This window comes from Geodermatophilus maliterrae (genome assembly GCF_041018925.1).
In the GTDB taxonomy this organism is placed as follows: domain Bacteria; phylum Actinomycetota; class Actinomycetes; order Mycobacteriales; family Geodermatophilaceae; genus Geodermatophilus; species Geodermatophilus maliterrae.
The window spans coordinates 29,826-54,734 of the sequence record NZ_JBFNXQ010000002.1; the positions used below are offsets into that span (position 1 = coordinate 29,826).

A 24,909-nucleotide genomic window follows, 5' to 3' on the forward strand; every position below is an offset into this window, starting at 1 on the left:
CCGGCGGCTCGCGGGTCCCTAGACTCCGACCCCTGGAGGTCGAGGCACGGAGGTCGACGCACGGAGGTCGATCACATGCGCAGGTATCTCGTGGTCGCGAACCAGACCCTGGGCGGGCGGGAGCTCCGGGAGGAGATCCGCCAGCGTGTGGCGGCGGGGGACGCCTCCTTCTACGTGCTCGTGCCCGACACCCGCGCGGCCAACTACCACGTCGTACCGGCGGCCGGCGGCCTCGTGCCCATGCCGAGCCTGGCCACCAGCTACGGCGGGCCCGGGACCGACGAGGAGGCGACGGAGGAGGCCCGGGGGCGGCTGTCCCGGGTGCTGGCCGAGCTCGCCGAGCTGGGTGTCGAGGCCGAGGGGCACCTGGGGAACCCCCATCCGCTGGAGGCCGTCCAGGAGGCCCTCAGGGACCACGACTTCGACGAGGTCATCGTGGCGACCCTGCCCAAGCGGATCTCGCGCTGGCTCGGCTCGGACGTCCCGCACCAGATCGAGCGCCGCTTCGGTCTGCCGGTCACCACGGTCGTCGGTCGCGCCTGACCGGTCGAGGACCAGCGGCGCGTTCCCGCCGGTGTCAGCGGGCCAGGAAGTGCACGCCGAGCCACAGCCAGGCGAGCAGGACGGCGGCGCGACCGGCAGCGGTCCGCATGGCGGCGCCCACCGCCTGGGCCGCGGTCGCCGGGCCGGGTCGGCAGCGGGCCCAGGCCTCGACGGCCAGCCCGGCGAGGAGCAGGCACACGACCCCGGCGACGCCCGCCGCGGTGCCGCTCACCGGGCCCGTGCCCGGCGGCGGGGGCGGGCGAGCAGCCAGGCCCCGGCGGCCAGCCAGCACACGGTGGCCGCGCCGCGCAGCACCGGGTGCGCGAGGAGGGGATCGGCCAGGTCGCTCACCGTCGGCACGTCGTCGTCGGCCAGGGTCACCAGTTCCCACGCCCCGGCCGCCACCAGCCACCCGAGCCAGGGCAGAGCGCGCCGGCCCACCGGCGGGGCGGCCTCGCCGGACCGCCGGGCCAGCCCCAGGCCGGCCACGACCGCGCCGGCGGTCCCGACGGCGAGGAGCGCGGCCGGGGACAGCTCGCCCCCGACCACGACCACGGCGACGACCACGGCGCCGGGCACGGCCACCGCCACGGACGTGAGCCGGCGCGCGACGGGGGAAGACCTCACCCGTGCATGCTCGCCCACCCGGCCGCGGGAGAGCCCTCGCGTTCGCCGCTCCGCTCGTCCTCGTCCTCGGCGCCTGGAACAACCTCGTCGTCACCCGGCTGCCCGGCCACCCCGCGTCCTACGTGCCGGCCAACGTGACGGCCACGGTCCTGCTGCTCGTGGCGGCCCGCGCCGTCGGCCTCTCCTGGCGGGACCTGGGCGTCGACCGGCGCCGGCTGCCGGCCGGTCTGCGGTGGGGCGGGGTGCCCTCCGCCGTGGTGGCAGCGGGCTGCGCGGCCGGTCTCGCGATCCCGGCGCTCCGGCCCCTGTTCGCCGATGCGCGGCTCGCCGGAGCCGACGGCGGCGAGGTCGCGTACCAGGTGCTGGTGCGCATCCCGCTCGGCACCGTCCTGTGGGAGGAGGTCGCGTTCCGCGGCGTGCTGCTCGCGGCCCTGGCCAGGATCGTCCCCCCGCCGGCGGCGACCGGGACCGCGGCGGTGGTCTTCGGGTTCTGGCACGTCCGTCCCACGCTGAGCGCGGTGGCGGCCAACGACCTGGTCGAGGGACCGGTCCTGCGGGGTCTCGCCGTGGTCCTCGGCTGCGCGGTCACGGCCGCGGCGGGGGTCCTCTTCGCCTGGCTGCGGGTCCGGAGCGGGAGCCTGCTGGCACCCGTCCTGCTGCACCTCGCGACGAACACCCTGGGCACGCTCGCGGCGGCCGCGGCGCACCGCCTGGACTGAGCAGCCCGGGGACCGGGCGCAGGATGTCCCCGTGCCCGCCGCCCCGCCGTGCTACGTCGCCCTCGGCGACTCCATCTCCATCGACGACTACGCGGGCGGCCCCGGGCGGGGAGGCGCCGGCCTGCTGTTCCGCAACCGCGACGACGACTTCCCCGACTGGCGCGGCCGTGACCTCCTGTCCCTGGACCCGGCGACGACGTTCGCGCTGCTGGCCTCGGACGGCGCGACGACCCGCACGCTCCTGCAGGCCCAGCTGCCCCGTCTCCGGGCGCTGCCGGCACGCCCCACGCTGGTCACCCTCACGATCGGCGGAAACGACCTGCTGTCCGTGTACGGGGACACGGCCGCCGCCCGCGAGGTCGTCACCCGCGTGGCGGCGGCCGTCGACGCGGCCCTGGCCGAGCTCGCCGGTCTCCTGGCACCGGGCGGTCGGGTCGTCGTCGGCACCGTCTACGACCCGAGCGACGGGACCGGGGACACCGCCGCCCTGGGGCTGCCGCCCTGGCCCGACGCCGTCGCGGTCATCGGCGAGCTCGACGACGCGCTGCGCGGTGTCGCGGCGCGCCACGGTGCCGCGGTCGCCGACATCGCCGGGGTCTTCCGCGGCCACGGGCTCCGCGCGGGCGACCCGTCGCAGCACGCGGCGCGGCCGGCGCAGCGGCGACTGTGGTTCTGCGACGTCATCGAGCCGAACGCGTGGGGGGCCGGCGGGGTCCGGACGGCCTTCTGGGCGGCGCTGCACGGCTGACGGCCGGCCGGGGGCGCCGCCGAGGGGACCTCAGGAGACGCGCAGGTCGCCGGCCCCGAACTCGGGCACCCCGCCGACGACGGTGGCCACGACCGAGACGTCGGCGATCCGGGCGGGGTCGACCGCGTGCAGGTCGTCGCTGAGCACCACCATGTCGGCCAGCAGCCCGCGCGCGAGCCGGCCCTTCTCGTGCTCCTGGTGGTCGGCGTACGCCGAGCCGTACGTGTAGGCGCGCAGCGCCTGGCCGACCGTGAGCGCCTCCTCCGGGGTGAACGGCTGCCCGGAGCCGGTGCGCCGGTTGACCAGGTCGTGGATGCCCAGCAGCGGAGCGCCCTGCACCACGGGGCAGTCCGAGCTGCCCGGCACGACGATGCCGGCGTCGAGGAAGCTCCGCTGCCGGTAGCACAGCCGGCTGCGCTCGGGCCCGAGTGCCTGCAGCATGCCGTCCCCGATCTCGCCGACGAAGTGGCCCTGCGGCACCGGGACGACGCCGAGGGCGGCCATGCGGGCGACCTGGTCGTCGCCGGCGACGCCGGCGTGCTCGACGCGGTGCCGCACGCCGGGACGCGGGGAGCGGCGCTGCGCGTCCTCGTAGGCGTCGAGGACGACGTCGAGCGCGGCGTCCCCGATCGCGTGCGTGGCGACCTGCCAGCCGTGCGCGTGAGCGGCCAGGATCCGCTCGTGCAGGGTCGCCGCCTCCTGCACCAGGAAGCCGCTGGTGCCGGGCGGGTCGGCGTAGGGCTCCCGCATCGCCGCCGTCCGGCCGATGAGCGAGCCGTCGGAGAAGACCTTCACCGCGCCGATGCGCACCCACTCGTCGCCCAGTCCGGTCCGCACGCCGAGGTCCAGGCCGAACCACGGGTGTCCCGGCTCGACGTCGCCGGTCTCGTGGAGGGTGTCGATCGCCGGCATCAGCGTGGCCCGGACGCGGAGGACCCCGCGCTCGCGGGCGGTGAGGAACGCCGCCAGGTCGGCGGGGCCGTTGCCGGCCAGGCCGGCGCAGATGCCCGGCTCGGTGATGCTGGTGGTGCCCTCGGACAGCGCCACGTCGCTCGCCATCCCGATCCCGCGGACCCAGTCCTCGAACGGCTCCGGGCGCAGGACCGCCTGCGCCAGCTCCTGGGCCCGCTCGGCGAGCAGGCCGGCGGGGCGGCCCCGGTCGTCGCGCCCGACGTGCCCGCCGGGCACGTCCGGCACGGCGTCGAGGTCGGCGAAGCCCGCCCGGCGGAAGCCCTCGGTGCTCAGCACGCCCATGTGCCCGGAGTTGTGCGTCAGCCAGACCGGCCGGCCCCCGGCCGCCCGGTCGAGGGCCTCCCGGGTGGGGTGCCCGCCGATCTTGTTCTGGTCGTAGCCGTGCCCGAGGACCCACGCGCCGGCCTCGAGCGACGCGGCGCGCTCGGCCACCCGCGCGTACAGCTCGTCCAGGCCGGCGACGCCGGGGGAGGTCAGGTCGACCTGGCGCAGCCGCTGCCCGCGCATGCTCAGGTGGTGGTGGGCGTCGTGGAACCCGGGGACGACGGGAGTCCCGCGCAGGTCGACGACCGTGTCGGCCGTGCACCCGGCCAGGTCGTCGTCGAGCCCGACGACCCGTCCCCGCCACACACCCAGCCGGCGGGCGCGCGGCCGGTCCGGGTCGCCCGTGGTGATGTCGCCGTCGACGTAGAGCACGTCCAGCCGCACCGCGCCGTCCTCCTCGTCCGCGGGGGCGTCAGGGCGTGCCGCGTGTCGCGGCGGCAGCGCCGGACACCCCGGCGCCGACGACGAGCACGTCGACGTGTCCGGCGTCCCGGACGTCCGCCCGACCCTGCTCGGCGTCCTCCGCGGGTGCGGTCGTCGTCATGCTCGGACCTCCGGGGGCGCGGAGTGGTGCAGGCCACACTACGGGCGGCTGCCAGGCTCCCGCGATCGGACGGCGCGGCCGGGACGCCGCCCGTCGGGACGGACGCCGCCCGGTCGGGGGAGTGCACCACGCAGGGCCGCGAGTGAGGATGGGGTCCCGCGATCACGAGGACTCGTGGGCGACCGGCCGGCCGCTGGGGCGGGCCGCAGGGACCCCGATGGACGGTGACCGTGGACGGCGACCGCAGCGCCGCACTGCTCGTCCGCATCTGGCTCGAGGACGGCGCACAGTCCTTCCGCGGCCGGCTGACGACCCTGGACACCTCGCCCGGTCGGCGGGGGACGGAGGAGGCCACCGTGGCCCTGGCCGCGTCCCCCGACGACGTCCTCGACGCGGTGCGTGCCTGGCTGGACGCCTTCCTCCGCGACGCGCGGAACTCGATTGACAGCGACGGGTGAGCAGCCGACGATCACCAGCCGTCGGTACCTGAACTCCTCCCGTTCCCACACCGACGGGTGCCCGAGGGGGATGCCCCGTGACCCTCGCACCACCCACGCGGGTGACCCTGCTGGACGGCTTCGCGCTCTGGCTGGGGGACGACGCCGCGGTGCCGCTGCGCGACCTGCCGCGCGCGGTCCAGCGCCTCGTCGCCCGCCTCAGCCTGTCGCACTGCCCCGACCGGAACGTGATCGCCGGCCAGCTGTGGCCCGACGTGCCCGAGGACCACGCACACGGCAGCCTGCGGTCGGCGCTGTGGCGCCTGCGGCGGGTGGCGCCCGGGACCGTCGAGGTGTCGGGTGGCTCGCTGTCCCTCTCCGCCGGCGTGTGCGTCGACGTCCGCGAGCTCGAGACGTGGGCCTCGCGTGTCCTCGACCCGCAGGTCCGCGGGGACGACCTCGCGCTGCCGGGGGAGGCGCTGCGCGGGGTGCTCCTCCCCGGCTGGGACGAGGAGTGGGTGCTGCTGGAGCGGGAGCGGCTGCGCCAGCTGCGGATGCACGCGCTCGAGGCCCTGGCCGACGAGCTCGTCGTCGCCGGGCGGTTCGGCGAGGCCGTCGAGGCGGCCTACGCCGCGGTGCACGAGGAACCGCTCCGGGAGAGCGCGCACCGTGCCGTCGTCCGGGTCCACCTGGCCGAGGGCAACACCGCCGAGGCGTGCCGCGCCTACGAGGCGTTCCGCGACGTGCTCGCCGACACGCTGGGGGTCGCGCCGACGCACTCCATGACCGGCCTGCTCGCGCGGGTCCGCCCCCAGGCGTACGCCGTCGCGCCGGCACGGGTGCCGGGGGCGCGGGAGGGCTGACCCGCGCCGGCCCGCCGTCCCCCGGGGCTGGGCCGGACGGCGGGCGTCCCCGGCGTCATGGGGCCACTACAGTCTGCGCATGAGCCGGGCGCTCAGGTACGCACCGCCGCTGACCGGTCGGGGCCTGATCCTGCGGCCCCGGCTGCTGGCGCCGCTGCACACCCGCTTCGAGCGACCGCTGACGGCCGTCGTGGCGGCGGCCGGCTTCGGCAAGACGACGCTGCTCGCCCAGGCCGTGCAGGAGAACGCCCTGTCCCCGCTGGGCGTCGACGCCTGGCTGACCTGTCAGCGCGACGACGCCGCGCTCTCCTTCCTCGCCTCGGGCGCCATCGCCGCGCTCGGGGTGTCCGCACCCGCGCCCGACGACCCGCGGACGGCCGCCGTCACCGTCGCCGAGGCCATGTGGGGTGCGGCGCCACGACACGTCGCCCTGGTCCTCGACGACGCCCACCTGGTCGACCCCGGCTCACCCGGCGGCTCCTTCCTCGCCGCCCTGGTCGAGGAGCTGCCGCGCAACGGTCACCTGGTGATCGCCTCCCGGCCGCCGCTGGCGGTGCTGCCCACCGCCCGACTGCTGGCCAACGGGGACGCGGTCGTCCTGCGGGAGGGGGACCTGCAGTTCGGGGACGACGAGGTGGCCGCCTTCGCCGGGGCCCGGCAGGTGTCCCCGGAGCTGCTCCGCGAGATCGGGGGCTGGCCGGCCCTCGCCGAGCTGACGGCGACCGCGGGCCCGGCGGCGGTCAGCGGCTACGTCTGGGAGGAGCTGCTGGCCCGGCTCCCCGCCGACCGCCTGCGGGCGCTCGCCCTGCTGGTGGCCGTGGGCGGTGCCGACGAGGAGATCGCCGCGACGCTCCTCGGCGAGCACGTCCACCTGCGCGAGCTGCTCGACGGCCTGCCGCTGGTGGTCCGCGGGCGGTCCGGGTGGTGGTCGCTGCACTCCCTGTGGGGGGTCGTCGTGCGGGACCTCCTCACCCCGGCGGAGGTCGCCGGGGCGCGCCGGGCGGCCGGCCGCGTGCTGGCCCGCCGGCGGCGCTACCACGACGCCGTGGAGCTGCTGACCGACGCGGGGGCGTGGGACGACGTGCGGGACGTCGTCGTCGAGGTCTGCGAGGTCGGGACGCCGCTGGTGCCACCGGACGTCCTGGAGGCCTGGCTCGCCCGGCTGCCCCCGGAGGTGCAGGACAGCCCGGAGGGCCTGCTCCTGGCGGCCATGGTGGCCGAGCCCACCAACCCGGACGCCGCCGAGCGGCTGCTGGAGCGGGCGTCGGCGGCCGCCCCCCACGCCGCCGAGGTGGGGTTCGCCTGCCTGAACGCGCTCGTGGAGGTGGCGTTCCGGCGGTCGGACCGGGCGCAGATGAAGCGGTTCATCGAACGGCTGACCGCGCTGGCCGCCTCCGGCTCCGAGCGGGCGGAGGGGTGGATCGCGCTCTTCCGCGCCCTGCTCGCCCGCAGCGCGGACGAGGTCCGCGCCCACCTGGCCCACCCCGGTCTGGTCTCCGGGGCGCCGCTGAGCCCGGTGCAGGAGTGGCTGCGGGCCCACCTGCTCCTCCTCAAGCTCGGCGAGCCCGAGGCGGCCGAGGCGGTCGCGCGCCGGGCGATGGCCCACGCCGTCCCCAACCTCGCCGTCCTCTCCTGCTGCCAGGTGGTCGAGTCCCTGCGGCTGCGCGGGCGGCTCGACGAGGCCGAGCACCTCCTGTCCGCGCTGCTCGGCGGCATCCACCCGGCCAAGGTGCTCACCTCCCCGGAGACGGTGAGCTGCGCCGTCGTCCTGCTCGAGGTCCTCGGCCGCAGCCGGGAGGCCGACGAGCTGCTCGTGCGGACCCGCCCGGCCGTGGCCGCCTCCTCGGTGGCCTGGGCACCGGTGGCCGGCGCCCTCGCCGAGGCCTTCTGCCTCGCGTCCCGGGGTGAGGAGGACCGGGCGGCCGCGGTCCTGCGCGGGGTTCGCCACCTCGGCCTGGCGCGCACGCAGCTGGCTCTGCAGGTGTCGTCCGCGGCGCTGCCCCTGCTCTACGTCCTCCTGCCCGAGGCCCGGGACGTCTGGGACGCCGAGCCGCCGGCCGGCTGCCTCGCCCACCTCCACGAGCTGGCCCGGGCGCTCGCCGCGTTCCGGGACCGCGGCTCCGTCACCGAGGTCGCGCAGCTCTCGCCGGAGGTGCGGCGGCTCGCGCGCGCGGTCCTGCCGGCGCCGTGGACGGCGGAGCTGGCCCTCGGCCTGCTCGCGTCGGGCCGGGACGAGGTCCGGGCCGAGGGGCGGGCCACGGTGGAGGACCTCGGTCCCCGGGTGCGGGCCACGCTGCGCGCCCGGGCCGGCGGACCACCGGGGGCGGTCGCCTCCGCCGCGCGCCGGTTGCTGCGCGAGCTGCCGGCGACGCCGGCGCACCGGCTGTCCCTGCGCGTCCTGGGGCCGATGGAGCTGCGCCGGGACGGGGTGGTCGTGTCCGCTCCCGAGCTGCGCAGGGAGCGGGTGCGGCAGCTGCTGGCGTACCTGCTCGTCCACGACCGGCCGACCCGGTCCGCCGTCACCGCCGACCTGTGGCCGGACCTCGACGAGCCGGCCGCCGGGCGCAACCTGCGGGTGACCCTGGCCTACCTGCACACGCTCCTCGAGCCCGACCGCGGCGAGCTCGACCCGCCCTACTTCGTCCGGAGCTCCGGACCGTGCCTGCACCTGGAGGTCGACGGCGCGCTCGAGGTCGACGCGCGCACGTTCGAGCGGGATCTCGACGAGGCGGCCCGGCTGGATCGGCAGGGGGTGCCGTCGGCGGCCCTCCCGGTCTACCTGCGGGCGGTCGGCCTGTGGCGCACCGACCACCTCCCCGACGTCCCGGGCGGGGAGTGGCTGGACTGGGAGCGCGAGCGCCTGCGCGGTCGTTTCGTGGCGGCCGCCGTCCGCGCCGGGGAGCTCCTCCTCGCCCGCGGCGACACCGGGGCGGCCCGCGCGCTGGGGGAGCGGGCGCTGCACGTGGACCGGTGGTCGGAGCGCGCCTACCAGCTGGTGGTGGCCGCGCTCCTGGAGGCCGGGGACCTCGTCGCCGGCCGGCAGTGGTCCCGCCGGTGCCTCCGGGCCCTGGCCGAGCTCGGCGTCCGCCCGCAGCCGCGGACCGTCGCGCTGGACCGGCGGCTCGCCGATCTCGGCGCGCGCCCCGGGCCCGGCTGACGTCCCGCTAACGCCCCCCTCCGACCCTGCCTCCAGCGGGCGGCACGCCGCCCGCGAGGAGGGGAGGGGACGTGGAGCCCGCAGAGGTCACGGCACTGGTCCACCGCGCCACCGCCGGGGACCGCGCGGCGTGGGACGCCCTCGTCGCGGAATACGACGGCCTGGTGCGCTCGGTGGCCCGCGGGTGCCGGCTGGGGGAGGCGCAGACCGCCGACGCGGTCCAGATGACCTGGCTGCTGCTCGTCGAGCACCTGGCCGCGATCCGCGAGCCGGAGCGGCTGGCCGGCTGGCTGCGCACCACGGCCCGCCGGGTGTGCCTGGCGATGGTGCGCGGGGCGGACCGGGAGCGGCCGACGGACTCCTGCGACCGGTACCCGGGCGACCTGCCGGACAGGTGGGGTGGCACCGACGAGGCCGCCCCCGAGGTGAGCGCGGTGCGCCGGGACCACCAGGTGCTGGTGCGCCGTGCGGTGGCGACGCTGCCGCCGCGGCACCGGCAGCTGCTGGACCTGCTGGTCGCCTCGCCGCCGGTGAGCTACGAGCAGATCAGTGCCGGGCTCGGCATGCCGGTCGGCAGCATCGGCCCGACGAGGGCACGGGTCCTCGCCCGGCTGCGGACGACGCTGGAGTCCGCGGGCCTGCACGACCTGGCCCTGCAGTGACGGGCGGCGGGGTCACGGGCCGGCGGGGTGACCGGACGGCGGGTTCACCGCCCGGCGAGGTGGCCGATCGCGGTGACGCTCGGGAGGAAGCAGTAGGCGCCGCCGCGGGTGGTGACCAGCCGGGGCAGGTCGGTGAGCCGGGCCCTGCCGCCGCCGGGGGAGGCGAGGGGCAGCGTGCCGCCGGCGCCCAGGAAGGGGTCCTGCGTCCGGCCGAGGCCCGGCGCGAACCGGCCGTCGTTGGCCCACTGGCTCATCACGAACTCGAACTGGTCGCGCAGGCTCACCCCGATGAAGAGGCCGAGCATGCCGCGGTCCTGCCCGTCCCGGGGGTGGGCGGGGTCGTGGGGCGGGCCGTAGGTGAGCCCGCGCCGCACGATCCGGTGCTTGTGCCCGCCGTTGCCGGCGACACGGGAGTCCCGCGGGTTCATCCGCCGGACGTGCGACCCGATCGGGCAGCGTTCGCCCCTCGGGTCCGCGGCGTAGTCGAAGTCGTTCAGCTCCTCCGCGGGCACCGGCGGCTCGGGGGTGCCGGTGTCCGCGGAGAGGACGAGGGGGGTCCCGTTGCGCCAGCGCCCGCACAGCTTCGCGGCGACGAGCTCCGGTGACGCGCCGGTGCGGCGGGACTGCTCGGCGAGCAGGTCGTGGAAGGCGTCGACGTCCTGGGCCAGCATGCGGAACGCCGCGAAGCTGCCGTTGCGGCCGAGCGCTGGCGGCTGCGGCACGGGGTAGGTGTGGTCGCGGAACTGGCTGGGGTGGCCGAGGAGGAAGGCGCCCGCCGGCGCCACGGGGAGCCGGTCGGGCGGTCCCGGTGGGGGCGTGTCGCCGACCGTGGGCTGGGAGATCCCGTCGACGTAGCCGAAGTGGTCCACGCGGTCGCCCAGCAGGGCGGCGTCGAGCCGGCACAGCTCCGTCAGGCCCGGGCCGGTGCCGGCCAGGAGGTCGTCGGTGACCCGCTCCACCGCCGCGGGGGTCTGCCCGAACAGCGAGACCAGCAGGTGGAACCCCGGGTCCCGGAAGACGGGCAGCCAGTGCTCGGGGGCGTTCGGGCCGACGTCCCCCACCCGGTCCGCCCGTGCCTCGGCACCCGCGGTGAATTCCTCGGGGAAGGTCGCCAGCGACTCCTCGGGGACCCCGAGGGCGCGCAGACCGCCGGCGGTCACCGCCAGGTTGAGGCAGCAGTCGGGCTTCTCGGTCCAGGGCGTCCCGGTCGTGACCTGGGGACGGCGCGGGTCCCCGTCGACGAGGGAGCCGAGCAGCTCCCGGCCGGCGGCGGGGGAGTCGACCCGCAGCACCAGGTGGCGCGCGCGGGGCATCGTGTAGCCGCGGAGGACGAGGCCCTGGACGTCGGCGAGGTCGAGCACCGGGGTCCCCGTCAGCTGCCGCTGTCCGCGGCGAGGACGTCGAGCACGGTCCGCTCCGGGTAGGCGCTGTAGAACGGCGGCAGGCACCGCAGGTCGTTGCGGCGCACGTAGTCGAGGAACTGCTCCCGGTGACGCTGCACGGGCAGCGGCGGGGCGCCGTCCACGTGCTGCAGCAGGTCGTTGAAGACGTCCCCGATGTGGTCGACGAACTCGTTGATGTACACGGCGAAGTCGCCGTCGTAGGTCGTGATCACGGCGAGCCGGTCCTCGTCGATGAAGACGAAGCGCGCGAAGTGCACCGTGGCGATCGTGTCCAGGGCCGCGACGACCGGGTTCTGCTCGCGGGGCAGCGACTGCAGCGCCTCGAGCTTGGCCTGCAGCGCCCGGCGGTCGTCGGCCGACCGCACGGTCATGACCAGCGTGAGCGGGTTCTGCACCGGGTCGTCGGCGTGCTGCGTCGCGGTCATCCGCGCCACCTCGTCTCGTCGTGTGCCGTGCCGTCCGTGCCGTCCGGCCGGGCCGACCCTCCGGCCGCGGCGTCACCGCCGCGTCACCCCGGCGTCACCGCGCGCCGTCACCGCCGCCCGTGTATCAGCGGCACCCCCGCGCCCCTCTGCTGGTCGACGTCGTCACTCGTGATGGAGGACCGCTGATGGACCAGCTCCTGCGTGCCGCTCCGGACAGCGGACCGCGCGTCACGTTGCTCGACGGCTTTACCGTCCGGGACGGCGGAGCCGCGGACCGTCCGGTCGGCGGTGAGCTGCCCCGGGCGGCGCAGCGCGTGGTGGCCCACCTGTGCCTGGCCGGCCGGCCGGCGCGCACGGCGGTGTCGGGCTCCCTGTGGCCCGACGTCCCCGAGGACCGGGCCCAGGCCAACCTCCGGTCCGCGCTGTGGCGGCTGCGCAGGTCCGCTCCCGGGCTCGTCGAGGTGTCGGGCGGCACGCTGCGGCTCGCGGTCGGCGTGCGGACCGACGTGCGGGAGCTGCGCGCCTGGGTCGAGCGCGCCTGCGACCCCCGGGCCGGCGGGCACCGGGTGACCCTGCCGCGCCCGGAGCTGCTGGGTGACCTGCTCCCCGGCTGGTACGACGACTGGGTCCTGCTGGAGCGGGACCGGCTCGCCCAGATGCGACTGCGCGCGCTGGAGACCGTGGCCGGCCGCCTCGCCGCCGCCGGCCGGCACGGGGAGGCGCTGCAGGCCGCCTACCTGGCGATCCGGTCCGAGCCGCTGCGGGAGAGCGCCCACCGGACCGTCGTGCGCGTGCACCTCGCCGAGGGCAACCTGGCCGAGGCGCTCCGGGCCCACGACACGTTCCGGGACCTGTTGCGCGACGAGCTCGGCGTGCCGCCGACGGAGCAGATGACCCGGCTGGTCCGGGGCGCCACCCGGCTGCGGCGGGCCGCCTCGTGACCGCGGGGGACCGACCGGTCGGGAGGGGGTGGGGTCGGTGCTGGTGCTGTTCGACCTCGGGGGCACGCTGGAGTCCGACGGCGTCCTCCGGCCGAGGGCGATGGAGACCCTGCGGGAGCTGACGGACCTGCGCAGCGGTGGGCGTCCGGCGGTCGTCCTGGGGCTGCTGTCGGACAGCCGGGCCCCGGCGGGGCCGGCCGACGTCGCCGCGATCGTCGCGGAGTACCGCACCCTGCTGGGCGAGCTGGGGATCCGCCGGTTCTTCGAGCCGCTGTCGCGGCACGTGACCCTCTCGGCCGAGGTGGGGGTCCGCAAGCCGGCTCCGGCGGTGTTCCGGGCCGCCGTGGCGCGGGCCGACCCCACGCTGGGCTTCGGTGACGTCCTCTTCGTCACCGAGGACGCCGGCCACGTGCGGGCCGCGCGCCGGCTCGGCATGACCGCCGTCCAGGTCCGGCCCTCCGGGGGTGCCGGCGGGGACGTGGCCGCACTGCCCGACCTCCTCCCCGTCGTGCGCGACCTCCTCACGCGCGGGCCGGCCGGCCTCGCCGCCACCCCCGGGGAGGCCCGGACGCTGCTGGGTGGTCATGTCGTCGTCACCGGTGACGGCGCCGCCGACCGCCGGCCCGCCCCACCCGGGGAGCTCCGGGTGGCCGGGGCCGCCGCGGAGCAGCTCGTCCTGGTCGTGCAGAACGGCGAGTCGTTCCGGGTCGACCACCCGGAGGTGCCCGTCCTCCTCGACGCGGGCCGGCACCTGGTCGTCGAGCTCGAGCCGGAGGTCGCGCGGCGGCTGGAGGGCTCCGGGGGCTCCTGCTGGACGCTGCGCCCGCTCCCCGCCGGTGCGGTGGTCGCCGCCGCTCCCGCCGTCGAGGGACTCCGGGAGGTGCCGGACCCGGTGCGGCGCTGCGTGGACCGCCTCTCCAGGGAGGAGCTGGCGGCCGACCTGGCCACGCTCGTCGCCCACTCCACGCGGCACTCCGCGAGCGGGTCCTTCGACGCCGCCGCGAACTGGGCCGCCGCCCAGCTGGCCGCAGCCGGGTTCACCGTCACGACCCAGCCGGTCCCCCGCGGGGGAGGGCGCTGCCGGAACGTCGTCGCCGACCGGTCCGGTACCGGCCCGGCGCCCCGCGACGTCGTGCTGGTGACCGCGCACCTGGACTCGGTCAACCGGCTGGGTCCCGAGGCGCCCGCACCGGGGGCGGACGACAACGCCTCGGGCAGCGGGGGTGTGCTGGCGCTCGCGCGGGCGCTCGCCGGGTCCCTCGCCGGGTCCTGGGCCCTCCTCGACCTGCGCCTGGTGCTCTTCGGCGGCGAGGAGCAGGGGCTCCTCGGGAGCCGGCGCCACGTCGAGGAGCTCTCCGGCCCGGAGCGGGCCCGGGTCCGGGCGGTGGTCAACATGGACATGATCGCCGGCCGGAACACACCGGAGCGGGGAGTGCTGCTGGAGGGCGCCGCGGTCTCGCGGGACCTCATCGACGCGCTCGCACGGGCCGCGGCCACCCACACGGGCCTGGCCGTCACCGTGGGCCTCAGCCCGGCCAACAGCGACCACGTGCCGTTCATCGACGTCGGCATCCCCGCCGTCCTGACCATCGAGGGCGCCGACGGCACCAACCGCAGGGTCCACACCGAGCAGGACACGCTGCCCCCGCTGGACCTCGACCTGGCGCTGGAGGTCCTCCGCATGAACGTGGCCTTCGTGGCCGAGACCCTCGCCGGGGGCTGACGCGACGGCGGTGACGTCGCGGTGATGGCGGCCGGGCAGCCTCGGGAGGACGACGCGGGCGTGCCACACGCCCCGACCCGCGATGCGGGACAGGCGAGAGCCGGACAGGGGACGACATGGCCACCGGAGAGCTGCCGCAGGACTTCCACGCCCTCTACGACCCGGGCGTCCGTCGCGTCCGCGGTGGTCCGCCCGCGGCAACCGCGCCGTCGCCGGGCGGGGAGAGCCGGCCGGCCGGCGGTGCCGTCGACCTGCGCGTCGACCAGGACGAGGCCACCGGCCTGCCCAACCGCGTGGCGGGCCTGACGCCGGGCGCGCCTCCCACCGCCGAGGGTGGCGGCTCGCCCGAGGAGGCGGTCGGCCGCTTCCTCGCCGAGCGCGGGGACCTCTGGCAGCTCTCCCCGCAGGACGCCGGCGGCGTCGCCGTCACGTCCGTGAGCGGCAGCCGCCTGCGCACCGCCCACCTCGTCCAGCGCGTCGACGGCGTCGAGGTGTTCGGCTCCGACGTCACCGCTGCGATCGGCCCGGCCGGCGAGGTCGTCTCCGTAGCGGGCCAGTTCTTCCCCGGAGCGGCGGAGGCGGGCCGGGCCGACCGGGCCGCCGGCACCACCCCCGAGGAGGCGATCGCGCTCGCCGCGTCCGACCTCACCGGCCTGCCGTACGAACCCTCGTCGTTCGTCCTCGAGGAGGACGAGGGGGCCGGCGCGGGGGCGTTCCGCAGCTACCGGGCCGACGGGGCGGGCTCGGGAGAGCGGCCGGCCTTCGAGCGCCCCGTCCGGCTCCGGGAGGTGCTGTTCCCGCTCGGTGGGCGGCAGTTCGCCCGTGGCCACCACCTCGAGCTGTGGATCAGGACCTTCCCGGCCTTCGGCTACGTCGTGGAGGTGGCCGGGGAGCCGGAGGTCCTCTTCCGCAAGAACCTGCGGGCCGACGTCGCCTTCGGCTACCGGGTCCACAACACCGGGGACGCGGTGTGCCGGCCCGAGGACGGGCCGGCACCCGGCTCCCCGCACCCGACCGGCGTCCCGGACGGGTTCCAGGCACCGACCGTCCCCGAGCGCCTCGTCACCCTGGAGAGCCTGCTGCCCGGCCGGCCGTGGCTCCCGGACGACGCGACGACGACCGCGGGCAACAACTGCACCGCCTACGCCGACCTGTCCCGGCCCGACGGCCTGGGCCCCGGTGACGTCCTCGGCCGGGTGACCGGTCCGCACGTCTTCGACCACACCTACGACCACTCCCGGCCGGCCACCGACCCGGAGAACCTCCAGGCGAGCCTGGTCGGGATGTTCTTCCACGTGAACTGGCTGCACGACCGCTGGTACGAGGCGGGCTTCGACGAGGCCGCCGGCAACGCCCAGCAGGTGGACCTCGACGGCACCGGCGGGGTCGGGGGCGACCCGGTCCTCGCGGAGGGCAACGACTTCAGCGGCACCGACAACGCGAACATGCAGACACCGGCCGACGGCGCCAGCCCCCGGATGCAGATGTTCGAGTTCCGCGCGGTGACGCCGTCGCGGACCAGCAACCACGAGGCGCTGATCACCTTCCACGAGATGGGCCACTACGTCACCAACCGGCTGGTCGGCAACGCCAGCGGGCTCGCCAACCGCCAGGGCAAGGCGATGGGGGAGGGCTGGGGGGACTTCTTCGCCATCTGCATGACCTCGCAGGCCACGGACGCGTTCGCGACCGGCGTCTTCCCGGTCGGCGGGTGGACCGACCGGGCCCCCGGCTTCGACGACAACTACTACTTCTCGATCCGCCGCTACCCCTACTCGGTGGACACCGCGAAGAACCCGCTGACCTTCCGGCACGTCGGCGACGGCGCCCTCCTGCCCGCCGGACCACCGCGCAACCCCAACGGCGGCGGCGCGAACAGCGAGGTGCACAACGCCGGGGAGGTGTGGTGCACGGCGCTGTGGGAGGTCTTCGTGGGCCTGGTGGCCCGGCACGGGCACGCGGAGGCGGAACGGCGGGTGCTCGACCACGTCATCGGCGGGCTCAAGCTCACCCCCTCGATGCCCACCTTCACCCAGGCCCGCGACGGCGTCCTCGACGCGGTCGCCGCGCTGGACCCGGGCGACCTGGCCGACGTCTGGGCGGGCTTCGCCAAGCGCGGCATGGGCGTGGGGGCGGTCTCCCCGCCCGCGACCTCGACGTCACTGGCCGGTGTGGTCGAGAGCTTCGCCACGCCGTGAGGGCCGGGCACCGACCCCAGGAGGCGGAGCGGGGGACCACGTCCTGGTCCGGGCCGTGTGACGCGCCGGTGACGCCCCGGTGACGACCGCCGGGTGGGCTGGGGCCGTGACCGACGTGCTGCCCACGACGACGTCCGACGGCCTCCTCCCGGGGACCCCGGACGAGGCCGGGGCCGAGGGCGCCCGCGCCGAGGCGATCCCACCAGGGGTCCGGGGACGGCATCCCGCTGCGCGGCCGGGCGGCACCGGCACCGGCGCGCCGGCAGCGGCCGGCGACCGCCGCGACGCGAGGGAGGGCCCCATGGCCACCGACACGACGACCACCGACCCGACGGCGGGCGACCCGGTCGGCCCCAGCGCGGACGGGACGGGCGACCGTCCCCGGGAGCGGGGGCGCCTGCTCGCCGCGCTCGGGCGCCTCGTCCGCGCCGGGGACGCGGTGTCCCTGGCCGACCTGGACGTCTCCTCCGTCGACGTAGGGTACGTGACCACCGGTGGCCGTCGGGTCCCGGAGGTCTCGATCCGCTTCACCCTCGACGGGGAGCCCGCCGGGCCGGCGACGTCCCCGTCCGGGGGGACGACGGCGGCGCCGGAGGCCCGCGCCCCCGCAGCCGTCCCCGAGGTCGCCGAGGGCTACGACCCCTCCTTCCTCGGCGTCGAGGTCCCCGCGCCCGTGCCCGGTGCCGCCGTCCGCGCCGACGTGGCGCCCACGGTGGACGGCGACACCGTGGTGGAGCACGTGCACTTCTCCCTGCAGATGAGCGCCTCCCGCCGGTTCGCCCTCTGGGTCGCGTGGAACATCGACGGTGGCGCCCTGAAGGCGCTCAGCCGCAGTGGCCAGAGGTTCGTCAAGGACCCGCAGGTCGCCGAGGACCTCCAGGTCGGCGACGAGCTGTACGCGGGCAACCGCCTCGATCGCGGCCACATCGCGCGCCGGGCCGACCTCGTCTGGGGCAGCCTGCCCGTCGCCGAGCGGGCGAACCGCGACTCCTTCTGCTTCACCAACATCGCGCCGCAGATGGACGACTTCAACCAGAGCGCGCGGAACGGCGTGTGGGGACGGCTCGAGAACGCCGTCCTCGCCGACGTCGACGTCGAGGACCTGAGGGTGAGCGTGTTCGGCGGGCCGGTGTTCGCGGCCGACGACCGCGTGTACCGCGGGGTCCGGCTCCCGCGCGAGTTCTGGAAGGTGATCGCCTTCCGCGAGGCCGGTGCCCTCCGCGCCCGGGCCTTCCTGCTGACGCAGGCGCTCCACCAGCTCGAGGCGCTGGACCTCGACGAGTTCCGGGTGTTCCAGGTGACGCTCCCCGAGGTCGAGGCCAGGACCGGGCTGCGCTTCCCGGACGTGCTGCGGGCGGCCGACACCCTGGTGCTGCCGGAGCTCGTCCGGGAGCGCGAGCCGCTCGGGAGCGTCGCCGACATCCGCTGGTGACCGCCGGGCCGCCGGTCCGGCCCCCGCCGCGACCCACCGCCGTCCGGTGGTATCACCGGGCCCCGCCGCCGCCTCTCCCTGGTGTCCACCACAGCCGTCCGCCGACCGGCGGACGGCTGTGGTGAGCGACCGGTACCTGCGAGGTCTGGGAGGCGGGCCGTGGAGCCCCGAGCGCACGAGACGTCCTCACCCCTGCTGCGCGCCCTCGAGGCGGCCCACGCGCTGGGCCGTGCCGACGGGCGCCTCGCGGTCGAGATCGAGCCGGCCGGCGACCCGGCCGGCGAGCCGGCCGCGGGAGGCGCGTGGTGTCACGGGCTCGCCCCCGAGGACCTCGCCCGACTCGTCTGGGACGGCGGAGCGGGCGCCGTGACCACCGGGGCCGTGCCCGGCGGCGTCGTGCTCAACGCCCCGCTGTGGTACGCGCAGGGCTTCCGCGAGGCCCTGGCCTGCGCCCGCGCCCAGCAGGCCCGCGGTGCCGTGGACGGCACCCGTCCCGCGGAGCACTGCCGGCCGGCCGCGAGCTCGCCCCCGTGTGCGCTGGTGTGCCGCGCGCTGCCGGCACCCCGGTCCGGCGACGGTCACTGACGCCGCGCGGCGGGCCGACGCGCCGCCCGTCACCGGTCGGATCCGCCCCCTGCCTTGCCGTGCGGCCCGCCGCGCAGGATGCTGCCCGTACCCCGACGCCGGAGAAGACGGCGTCGTGAACGCCCCGGTGCAGGCACGGGGGCGTACGCGTCCGAGTCCCCCAGGAGGAGTCGGTGACAGCCACCCAGACACGCACGAGCAGAACCGGCGACAAGCTCTCCGGCCGGGTGGCCTTCGTCACCGGCGGCACCCGGGGGATCGGCGCGGCGATCTGCCGCAGCCTGGCCGCCCAGGGCGCCGACGTCGCGGCCGGCTACAGCGGCAACACCGAGCGGGCCGAGATGTTCGTCAAGGACTTCGCCGGCGCCTACCCGGACAGCCGCACGAGCGTGCACCGCGGCGACATCGCCAGCCCGGACGACTGCCGGCGCACCATCGCGGAGGTGATCGAGCAGCACGGCCGGCTCGACATCCTGGTCAACAACGCCGGCATCACCGTCGACCGCACGGTGCTGAAGATGACCGACGACGACTGGCGCCGGGTCATCGACGTGAACCTCTCGGGCGCCTTCTACCTGTCCCAGGCCGCGCTCCGGCACATGATCGAGCGCGGCAGCGGGCGGATCGTGATGATCTCCTCGGTGATCGGGGAGACCGGCGGCATCGGCCAGTCGAACTACTCCTCGGCCAAGGCCGGGCTGCTGGGCCTGACGAAGACGCTGGCCCGGGAGGCCGCGATGCAGGTGCAGCGCTCCGGCAAGACCGACGGGCCGGGCATCACGGTCAACGCCGTCACGCCGGGCTACACCGCCACCGAGATGCTCGAGAGCGTGCCGGACAAGGTGCTCGACAACCTCAAGGGCAAGATCCCGCTCGGCCGGCTCGGCGAGCCGGAGGAGGTCGCCCGCGTCGTGCACTTCCTCGCCGCGGACGCCTCGGGCTACATCACCGGGCAGGTCTGGGGGGTCAACGGCGGCCTGGACATGTAGCGCCCGCCCGGACGTGCCGCGCCCGCCCGGGCGGGTCGCGCCCGCCCACCCCGTCAGTCCAGCGATCGAGGAGAGGTGCCCGGTGTTCGACCGCATCGCCGTCGTCAACCGTGGGGAGCCGGCCCTCCGGCTCATCCGTGCGGTGCGGGAGCTCAACGCCGAACAGGGCACCCGGACCCGCGTCGTCGCCCTGCACACCGAGGCCGAGCGCCGGGCGACCTTCGTGCGCGCCGCCGACGAGGCGGTGCTGCTCAACGAGACGGGGGCCGGTTCCCCGTACCTCGACCACGCCGAGCTGGGTCGGGCGCTGCGCGCCTGCCGTGCGGACGCGGCGTGGGTGGGCTGGGGGTTCGTCGCCGAGGACCCCGCCTTCGCCGAGCTGTGCGCCGACCTGGGCGTGACGTTCATCGGGCCGCCGCCGGAGGCCATGCGGCTGCTCGGCGCCAAGATCGAGGCCAAGGTCCTCGCCGAGAAGGTCGGCGTCCCCGTCGCGCCGTGGAGCCACGGCCCGGTCGAGGGCCCCGACGACGGCGGGCGGCACGCCGAGGCCATCGGCTACCCGCTCATCGTTAAGGCGCGCAGCGGCGGCGGCGGCCGCGGGATCCGCGTCGTCCGCTCGCCGGACGAGCTCGCCGACGCGCTGGTCCGCACCCGGTCGGAGGCGGAGAAGAGCTTCGGCGACCCGGTCGTGTTCATGGAGCGGCTGGTCGAGGGCGGCCGGCACGTCGAGGTGCAGGTGATCGCCGACCAGCACGGCACGGTCTGGGCGCCCGGCGTGCGTGACTGCTCGGTGCAGCGGCGCAACCAGAAGGTGCTCGAGGAGTCCAGCTCACCGGCGCTGAGCCAGGAGCAGGACGCCGCCCTGCGCGAGTCCGCCGTCGCGCTCGTACGGGCCGCCGGGTACGTCGGCGCGGGCACCGTCGAGTTCCTCTTCCAGCCGGAGGAGCAGCTCACCACGTTCCTCGAGGTCAACACCCGGCTGCAGGTCGAGCACCCGGTGACCGAGGCGACCACCGGCCTAGACCTGGTCAAGCTGCAGCTGCACGTGGCCGCCGGCGGCCGGCTCGAGGGCGACCCGCCCGGGGCGAACGGTCACGCGGTGGAGGCCCGGCTCACCGCCGAGGACGCCGAGCAGGGGTTCGCGCCGGCACCGGGCCGCGTGGAGCTGCTGCGCCTGCCCACCGGTCCGGGGGTCCGCGTGGACACCGGTATCAGCGTCGGCGACGTCATCCCGCCGCAGTACGACTCGATGATCGCCAAGGTCATCGCGTGGGGCCGGGACCGTCCCGAGGCGCTGGCCCGGCTGCGCTGCGCGCTGCAGGAGACCACCGTCGTCCTGCGGGGCGGCACCACCACCAAGTCCTTCCTGCTGGACCTCCTGGACCGCCCCGAGGTCGTGGCGGGCACCGCCGACACCGGCTGGCTGGACCGCGCCGGCACCGCCGACGGCCCCCGGCCGGCCGGGTCGGCGTGGGTGGCGCTCGTGCAGGTGGCGCTCGACCTGGCCGAGGCCGAGGAGGAGCAGGAGCGGCTGGCCTTCCTGGCGTCGGCCCGCGGCGGGCGGCCGCGGGCCCCGCACGAGGTCGGCCGCACCATCGAGCTCGGCATGCGCGGGCAGGTCTACCGGCTGACCGTCGCCACCGTGGACCGGGACCGGCACCGCGTCGGGCTCGACGGCCGGGTCGTCGACGTCGAGGTGGACCGGCTCGGCCCCCTGGAGAGCCGGCTGACCATCGGCGGACGGCGGCACTCGGTGGTCGCCGCCGAGGCGCCCGGGTCCTCCCTGGTGGAGGTCGACGGCGAGACGCACCGGGTGAGCCGCGACGTCGGCGGCATCGTCCGTGCCCCCGCCCCGGCCGTGGTCGTCGCCGTCCGCGTCGCGCCCGGTGACGAGGTCGTGGCCGGCCAGCCGGTCGCGGTCCTGGAGAGCATGAAGATGGAGACGGCGGTGCGCGCGCCGTTCGCCGGCCGGGTCCGCGAGCTGCGGGCCGCGGTCAACAGCCAGGTCGACGCCGGCGCCCCGTTGCTGAGCCTGGAGCGGACCGGCGGGGACGTCGAGGAGGCCACCGGCGAGCGCGTGACCCTGCCGGAGGAGGCACAGACGCCGGACGGCGACCCGCGGAGCCGGGCGCTGGCCCGGCTGGCGTCGCTGCGGGCGCTGGTCACCGGCTACGACGTCAGCGGCGGGCACGCGAAGCGGCTGGTCGCCGAGTACGCCGCCGCCCGCGACGAGCTGCCCGTCGACGACGCGCAGCTGCTGTCCGCCGAGCTCGACGTGCTGGTCACCTTCGCCGACCTGTCGGAGCTCTCCCGCAACCGGCCGGCCAGCGAGGAGGAGGAGGCCGACACCCAGGTCCACAGCCCGCGCGAGTACTTCCACGCCTACCTGCACTCCCTCGACGCCGAGCGGGAGGGACTGCCGGAGGCCTTCCGTGCCCGGCTGCAGCGGGCGCTGGCCCACTACGGCGTCGAGGACCTCGAGCCCAGCGCGGCGCTGACCGAGGCGGTTCACCGCGTCTTCCTCGCCCAGCAGCGCGTCGGTGAGCAGCTGCCCGCCGTCTCCGCGCTGCTGGACCGCTGGCTGACCGCCGACCGACTGCCGGAGGGCCCGGCGCGCGCGGAGCTGGGGGAGGTCCTCGACCGGCTGGTCGTGGCCACCCAGCTGCGCCACCCCTCGCTGGGGGACCTGGCCCGCGCCATCCGCTACCGGTACTTCGAGGAGCCGGTCGTCCAGCAGGCCCGGCAGGAGGTCCTCGACCGGGCCCGTCAGCTGCTCGAGGCACTCGACGAGGCCGCGGCGCGCGGTGACACCGCGGAGCAGATCCGGCGGATGGAGGCGCTGGTCGCCAGTCCCGAGCCGCTGATCCGTCTGCTGGCCCAGCGCTTCGAGCGGGAGACCACGGTCCCGGACCCGGTCCTCGAGGTCCTCACCCGCCGCTACTACCGCAGCCGCAGTCTCGAGGACGTGCGCTCGACCCTGCTCGACGGCGACACCTGCGTCACCGCCGGGTACGACCTCAACGGCGACCGGCTGCACCTGCTGGCGCTGATGACCGACAGGACGCGGCTGCCCCAGGCGCTGGCGTCGGTGGCGGGCGAGCTGGCCGGTGTCGCCGACCCGGCCCAGGTGGTCGTGGACCTCTACGTGAACTGGCCCGACCGCCCGGCCGACGCCGACGCCGTGGCCGAGCAGCTGCACGGTGTGCTCGTCGACGTCCCGGCGCTGCGGACCGGCCGGCGGGTCACCGTCACCGTCTGCACCCCGGACGGCGAGGCCGAGACGCTGACCTACCGGCGGACGCCGGACGGGGCCGGCCTGGTCGAGGAGCGCATCGTCCGCGGTCTGCACCCGCTGACCGCGCAGCGGTTCCAGATCTGGCGTCTCAAGGAGTTCGACGGCGAGCGCGTGCCGTCGGCCGAGGACACCTACCTGCTGCACGTCACGGCCAAGGAGAACCCGAACGACGAGCGCTTCGTCGCGATGGCCGAGGTCCGCGACCTGACCCCGCTGCACGACGAGCAGGGCGAGGTCGTCGGCTTCCCGACGGTCGAGCGCCAGCTGACCTCCTGCCTGGACAGCCTGCGGCGGGCGCAGTCCCTGCGCCGGTCCCGCCGGCCGCTGGAGCACAACCGGGTCTACCTCTACGCCTGGCCGTCGATTGAGGTGCCGCTGTCCCAGGTGGCGACCTTCGCCCGCACGTCGGCGCCGCTGACGATCGGCGCCGGGCTGGACCAGATCGTGCTCCTGGCCCGCCTGCAGGAGGAGGAGGGCCGTCCACCCCGCGACGTGGCCCTGCGCTTCTCCTACCGGCCCGGCACCGGCGTGCGCATGGACGTGACCGACCGCCCCACCGCGCCCATGCGCCCGCTCGACGACTACACCGCGAAGGTGCTCAGCTCGCGCGCCCGCGGAGCCCCCTACCCCTACGAGCTGGCCCCGCTGCTGGCCGGGCCGGACGGTTCCTTCGTCGAGCACGACCTGGACGAGGACGGCCGGCTGGTGCCGGTCGAGCGCCCGCCGGGTCAGAACCGGGCGGGCATCGTCGCCGGGCTGGTGACCACGCCGACGCCGCGCTACCCGGAGGGCATGACGCGGGTCGCGCTCTTCGGCGACCCCACCAAGGCCCTCGGCACCGTCGCCGAGCCCGAGTGCGCGCGGGTGGTCGCGGCGCTGGACCTCGCCGAGCAGCGCGGCATCCCGGTCGAGTGGTTCGCGCTCTCCTCCGGCGCCCGCATCTCGATGGACAGCGGCACCGAGAACATGGACTGGGTCTCCCGCGCGCTGCGCCGGATCATCGAGTACACCCAGGCCGGCGGCGAGATCAACGTCGTCGTCACCGGGATCAACGTCGGCGCCCAGCCGTACTGGAACGCCGAGGCCACGATGCTGATGCACACCAAGGGCATCCTCGTCATGACGCCGGACAGCGCGATGGTGCTCACCGGCAAGCACTCCCTCGACTACTCCGGCGGGGTGTCGGCCGAGGACAACTTCGGCATCGGCGGCTACGACCGCGTGATGGGCCCCAACGGGCAGGCGCAATACTGGGCGCCGAACCTGACCGGCGCGCTCGACGTGCTGTTCCGGCACTACGACCACACCTACCGGGCGCCGGGGGAGCGCTGGCCGCGCCCGGCCGAGACCTCCGACCCGCGGGACCGCGACGTGCGGCCCTTCCCGCACGAGCACCCGTCCAGCGAGTTCACCACCGTCGGCGACGTCTTCTCCGCCGAGGCCAACCCCGAGCGCAAGAAGGCGTTCGACATCCGCACGGTCATGCGGGCCGTCACCGACCAGGACCACGCGGTCCTGGAGCGGTGGGCCGGCATGGCCGACGCCGACACCGCCGTCGTCCTGGACGCCCACCTCGGCGGGCACCCGGTGACGGTCCTGGGCGTGGAGTCCCGGCCGATCCCGCGGCGGGGCAGCTTCCCGGCCGACGGGCCCGACCAGTGGACGGCGGGGACGCTGTTCCCCCGTTCCTCGAAGAAGACCGCGCGCGCCATCAACGCCGCCAGCGGCAACCGGCCGCTGGTCGTGCTGGCCAACCTGTCGGGCTTCGACGGGTCACCGGAGTCGCTGCGCAACCTGCAGCTGGAGTACGGCGCGGAGATCGGCCGGGCCATCACCAACTTCGACGGCCCCATCGTCTTCTGCGTCGTCTCCCGCTACCACGGGGGCGCCTTCGTCGTCTTCTCCGGCGTCCTCAACGACAACATGGAGGTCCTGGCCGTCGAGGGCTCCTACGCCTCGGTGATCGGGGGCGCCCCGGCCGCGGCGGTCGTCTTCTCCCGCGAGGTGGACAAGCGCACCGGCGCCGACCCCCGCGTGCAGGAGCTGGAGGCCGCACTCCGCTCGGCCGACGCCGTCGAGCAGGCCCAGCTGCGGTCGCAGCTGGCGACCCTCCGCAGCGCCGTCCGGTCGGAGAAGCTCGGCGAGGTCGCCGCCGAGTTCGAGGCCGTCCACGACATCGAGCGCGCCCGCCGGACGGGCTCGGTGCACGCCATCATCCCCGCCGCCGAACTGCGGCCCCGCCTCATCGCCGCCGTCGAGCGCGGCATGGAGCGCGCCGCCGACCAGAGCTGACCCCCCCGGAGCTGGACCCGTCCGACCGAG

General features: G+C 76.3%; 20 protein-coding genes. 14 read left to right on the plus strand and 6 right to left on the minus strand.

Annotation, left to right across the window (positions count from 1 at the left end; genetic code table 11):
• Positions 1-75 precede the first annotated feature (75 nt).
• Positions 76-543 (plus strand): hypothetical protein, encoded by a 468-nt coding sequence (locus ABQ292_RS00960; protein ID WP_369202304.1) that lies wholly within the window; start codon positions 76-78, stop codon positions 541-543.
• Between the two features lie 34 nt (positions 544-577).
• Here ABQ292_RS00960 and ABQ292_RS00965 read toward each other — a convergent pair whose 3' ends face one another.
• Entirely contained in the window at positions 578-775 is a 198-nt protein-coding gene (locus ABQ292_RS00965; RefSeq protein ID WP_369202306.1) for a DUF6186 family protein, read from the minus strand.
• Complete coding sequence (locus ABQ292_RS00970; RefSeq protein WP_369202308.1) at positions 772-1,170, minus strand: hypothetical protein; 399 nt, start codon at positions 1,168-1,170, stop codon at positions 772-774. Before ABQ292_RS00970 ends, ABQ292_RS00965 begins: the two co-directional genes overlap by 4 nt.
• A 2-nt stretch (positions 1,171-1,172) precedes the next feature.
• Between ABQ292_RS00970 and ABQ292_RS00975 the strand changes: the two genes are divergently transcribed.
• Together ABQ292_RS00975 and ABQ292_RS00980 are read left to right on the plus strand one after the other, a co-directional pair.
• Positions 1,173-1,889 (plus strand): CPBP family intramembrane glutamic endopeptidase, encoded by a 717-nt coding sequence (locus ABQ292_RS00975; RefSeq protein WP_369202310.1) that lies wholly within the window; start codon positions 1,173-1,175, stop codon positions 1,887-1,889.
• A gap of 31 nt (positions 1,890-1,920) precedes the next feature.
• Positions 1,921-2,637: an SGNH/GDSL hydrolase family protein gene (locus tag ABQ292_RS00980; RefSeq protein ID WP_369202312.1), complete on the plus strand. Its 717-nt coding sequence runs from the start codon at positions 1,921-1,923 to the stop codon at positions 2,635-2,637.
• Between the two features lie 30 nt (positions 2,638-2,667).
• On the opposite strand, the gene ABQ292_RS00985 is transcribed toward ABQ292_RS00980, so the two are convergent.
• A complete protein-coding gene (locus ABQ292_RS00985; RefSeq protein WP_369202314.1) occupies positions 2,668-4,317 on the minus strand; it encodes an amidohydrolase in 1,650 nt (549 codons plus the stop codon).
• Between the two features lie 28 nt (positions 4,318-4,345).
• Positions 4,346-4,477 (minus strand): hypothetical protein, encoded by a 132-nt coding sequence (locus tag ABQ292_RS00990; RefSeq protein ID WP_369202316.1) that lies wholly within the window; start codon positions 4,475-4,477, stop codon positions 4,346-4,348.
• Positions 4,478-4,707: 230 nt separating this feature from the next.
• On the opposite strand from ABQ292_RS00990, the gene ABQ292_RS00995 reads away from it, so the two are divergent.
• The 4 genes from ABQ292_RS00995 to ABQ292_RS01010 all read left to right on the plus strand — a co-directional run bounded on the left by ABQ292_RS00995 (position 4,708) and on the right by ABQ292_RS01010 (position 9,596).
• Positions 4,708-4,935 (plus strand): hypothetical protein, encoded by a 228-nt coding sequence (locus tag ABQ292_RS00995; protein WP_369202318.1) that lies wholly within the window; start codon positions 4,708-4,710, stop codon positions 4,933-4,935.
• A gap of 77 nt (positions 4,936-5,012) precedes the next feature.
• On the plus strand, positions 5,013-5,777 hold the full coding sequence (locus ABQ292_RS01000; protein ID WP_369202320.1) for an AfsR/SARP family transcriptional regulator: 765 nt from the start codon (positions 5,013-5,015) through the stop codon (positions 5,775-5,777).
• A gap of 79 nt (positions 5,778-5,856) precedes the next feature.
• Entirely contained in the window at positions 5,857-8,934 is a 3,078-nt protein-coding gene (locus tag ABQ292_RS01005) for an AfsR/SARP family transcriptional regulator (protein WP_369202322.1), read from the plus strand.
• A 71-nt stretch (positions 8,935-9,005) separates the two neighbouring features.
• Positions 9,006-9,596 carry an RNA polymerase sigma factor gene (locus ABQ292_RS01010; protein ID WP_369202324.1) on the plus strand — a complete coding sequence of 197 codons (591 nt, stop codon included), beginning with the start codon at positions 9,006-9,008 and terminating at the stop codon, positions 9,594-9,596.
• Positions 9,597-9,640: 44 nt separating this feature from the next.
• Here ABQ292_RS01010 and ABQ292_RS01015 read toward each other — a convergent pair whose 3' ends face one another.
• Both ABQ292_RS01015 and ABQ292_RS01020 read right to left on the minus strand, forming a co-directional pair.
• Positions 9,641-10,957, minus strand: a complete 1,317-nt coding sequence (locus ABQ292_RS01015) for a Dyp-type peroxidase (RefSeq protein ID WP_369202326.1) — start codon at positions 10,955-10,957, stop codon at positions 9,641-9,643.
• 11 nt (positions 10,958-10,968) lie between these two features.
• Positions 10,969-11,424, minus strand: coding sequence for a hypothetical protein (locus ABQ292_RS01020; RefSeq protein WP_369202328.1), 456 nt, complete (start codon positions 11,422-11,424; stop codon positions 10,969-10,971).
• A gap of 185 nt (positions 11,425-11,609) precedes the next feature.
• On the opposite strand from ABQ292_RS01020, the gene ABQ292_RS01025 reads away from it, so the two are divergent.
• The 7 genes from ABQ292_RS01025 to ABQ292_RS01055 all read left to right on the plus strand — a co-directional run bounded on the left by ABQ292_RS01025 (position 11,610) and on the right by ABQ292_RS01055 (position 24,879).
• On the plus strand, positions 11,610-12,365 hold the full coding sequence (locus tag ABQ292_RS01025; RefSeq protein ID WP_369202330.1) for an AfsR/SARP family transcriptional regulator: 756 nt from the start codon (positions 11,610-11,612) through the stop codon (positions 12,363-12,365).
• A gap of 37 nt (positions 12,366-12,402) precedes the next feature.
• Entirely contained in the window at positions 12,403-14,088 is a 1,686-nt protein-coding gene (locus tag ABQ292_RS01030) for a M28 family peptidase (protein WP_369202332.1), read from the plus strand.
• A 116-nt stretch (positions 14,089-14,204) separates the two neighbouring features.
• The gene (locus tag ABQ292_RS01035; RefSeq protein ID WP_369202334.1) at positions 14,205-16,286 is read left to right on the plus strand and encodes a M36 family metallopeptidase; all 2,082 of its coding nucleotides are present in this window, start codon (positions 14,205-14,207) and stop codon (positions 16,284-16,286) included.
• A gap of 106 nt (positions 16,287-16,392) precedes the next feature.
• Positions 16,393-17,718: a DNA/RNA non-specific endonuclease gene (locus ABQ292_RS01040; protein ID WP_369202336.1), complete on the plus strand. Its 1,326-nt coding sequence runs from the start codon at positions 16,393-16,395 to the stop codon at positions 17,716-17,718.
• Positions 17,719-17,877: 159 nt separating this feature from the next.
• Positions 17,878-18,303 carry a hypothetical protein gene (locus ABQ292_RS01045; protein WP_369202338.1) on the plus strand — a complete coding sequence of 142 codons (426 nt, stop codon included), beginning with the start codon at positions 17,878-17,880 and terminating at the stop codon, positions 18,301-18,303.
• A 173-nt stretch (positions 18,304-18,476) separates the two neighbouring features.
• Complete coding sequence (locus tag ABQ292_RS01050) at positions 18,477-19,292, plus strand: 3-oxoacyl-ACP reductase family protein (protein ID WP_369202340.1); 816 nt, start codon at positions 18,477-18,479, stop codon at positions 19,290-19,292.
• A gap of 82 nt (positions 19,293-19,374) precedes the next feature.
• On the plus strand, positions 19,375-24,879 hold the full coding sequence (locus ABQ292_RS01055) for an ATP-binding protein (RefSeq protein WP_369202342.1): 5,505 nt from the start codon (positions 19,375-19,377) through the stop codon (positions 24,877-24,879).
• Positions 24,880-24,909: the final 30 nt, after the last annotated feature.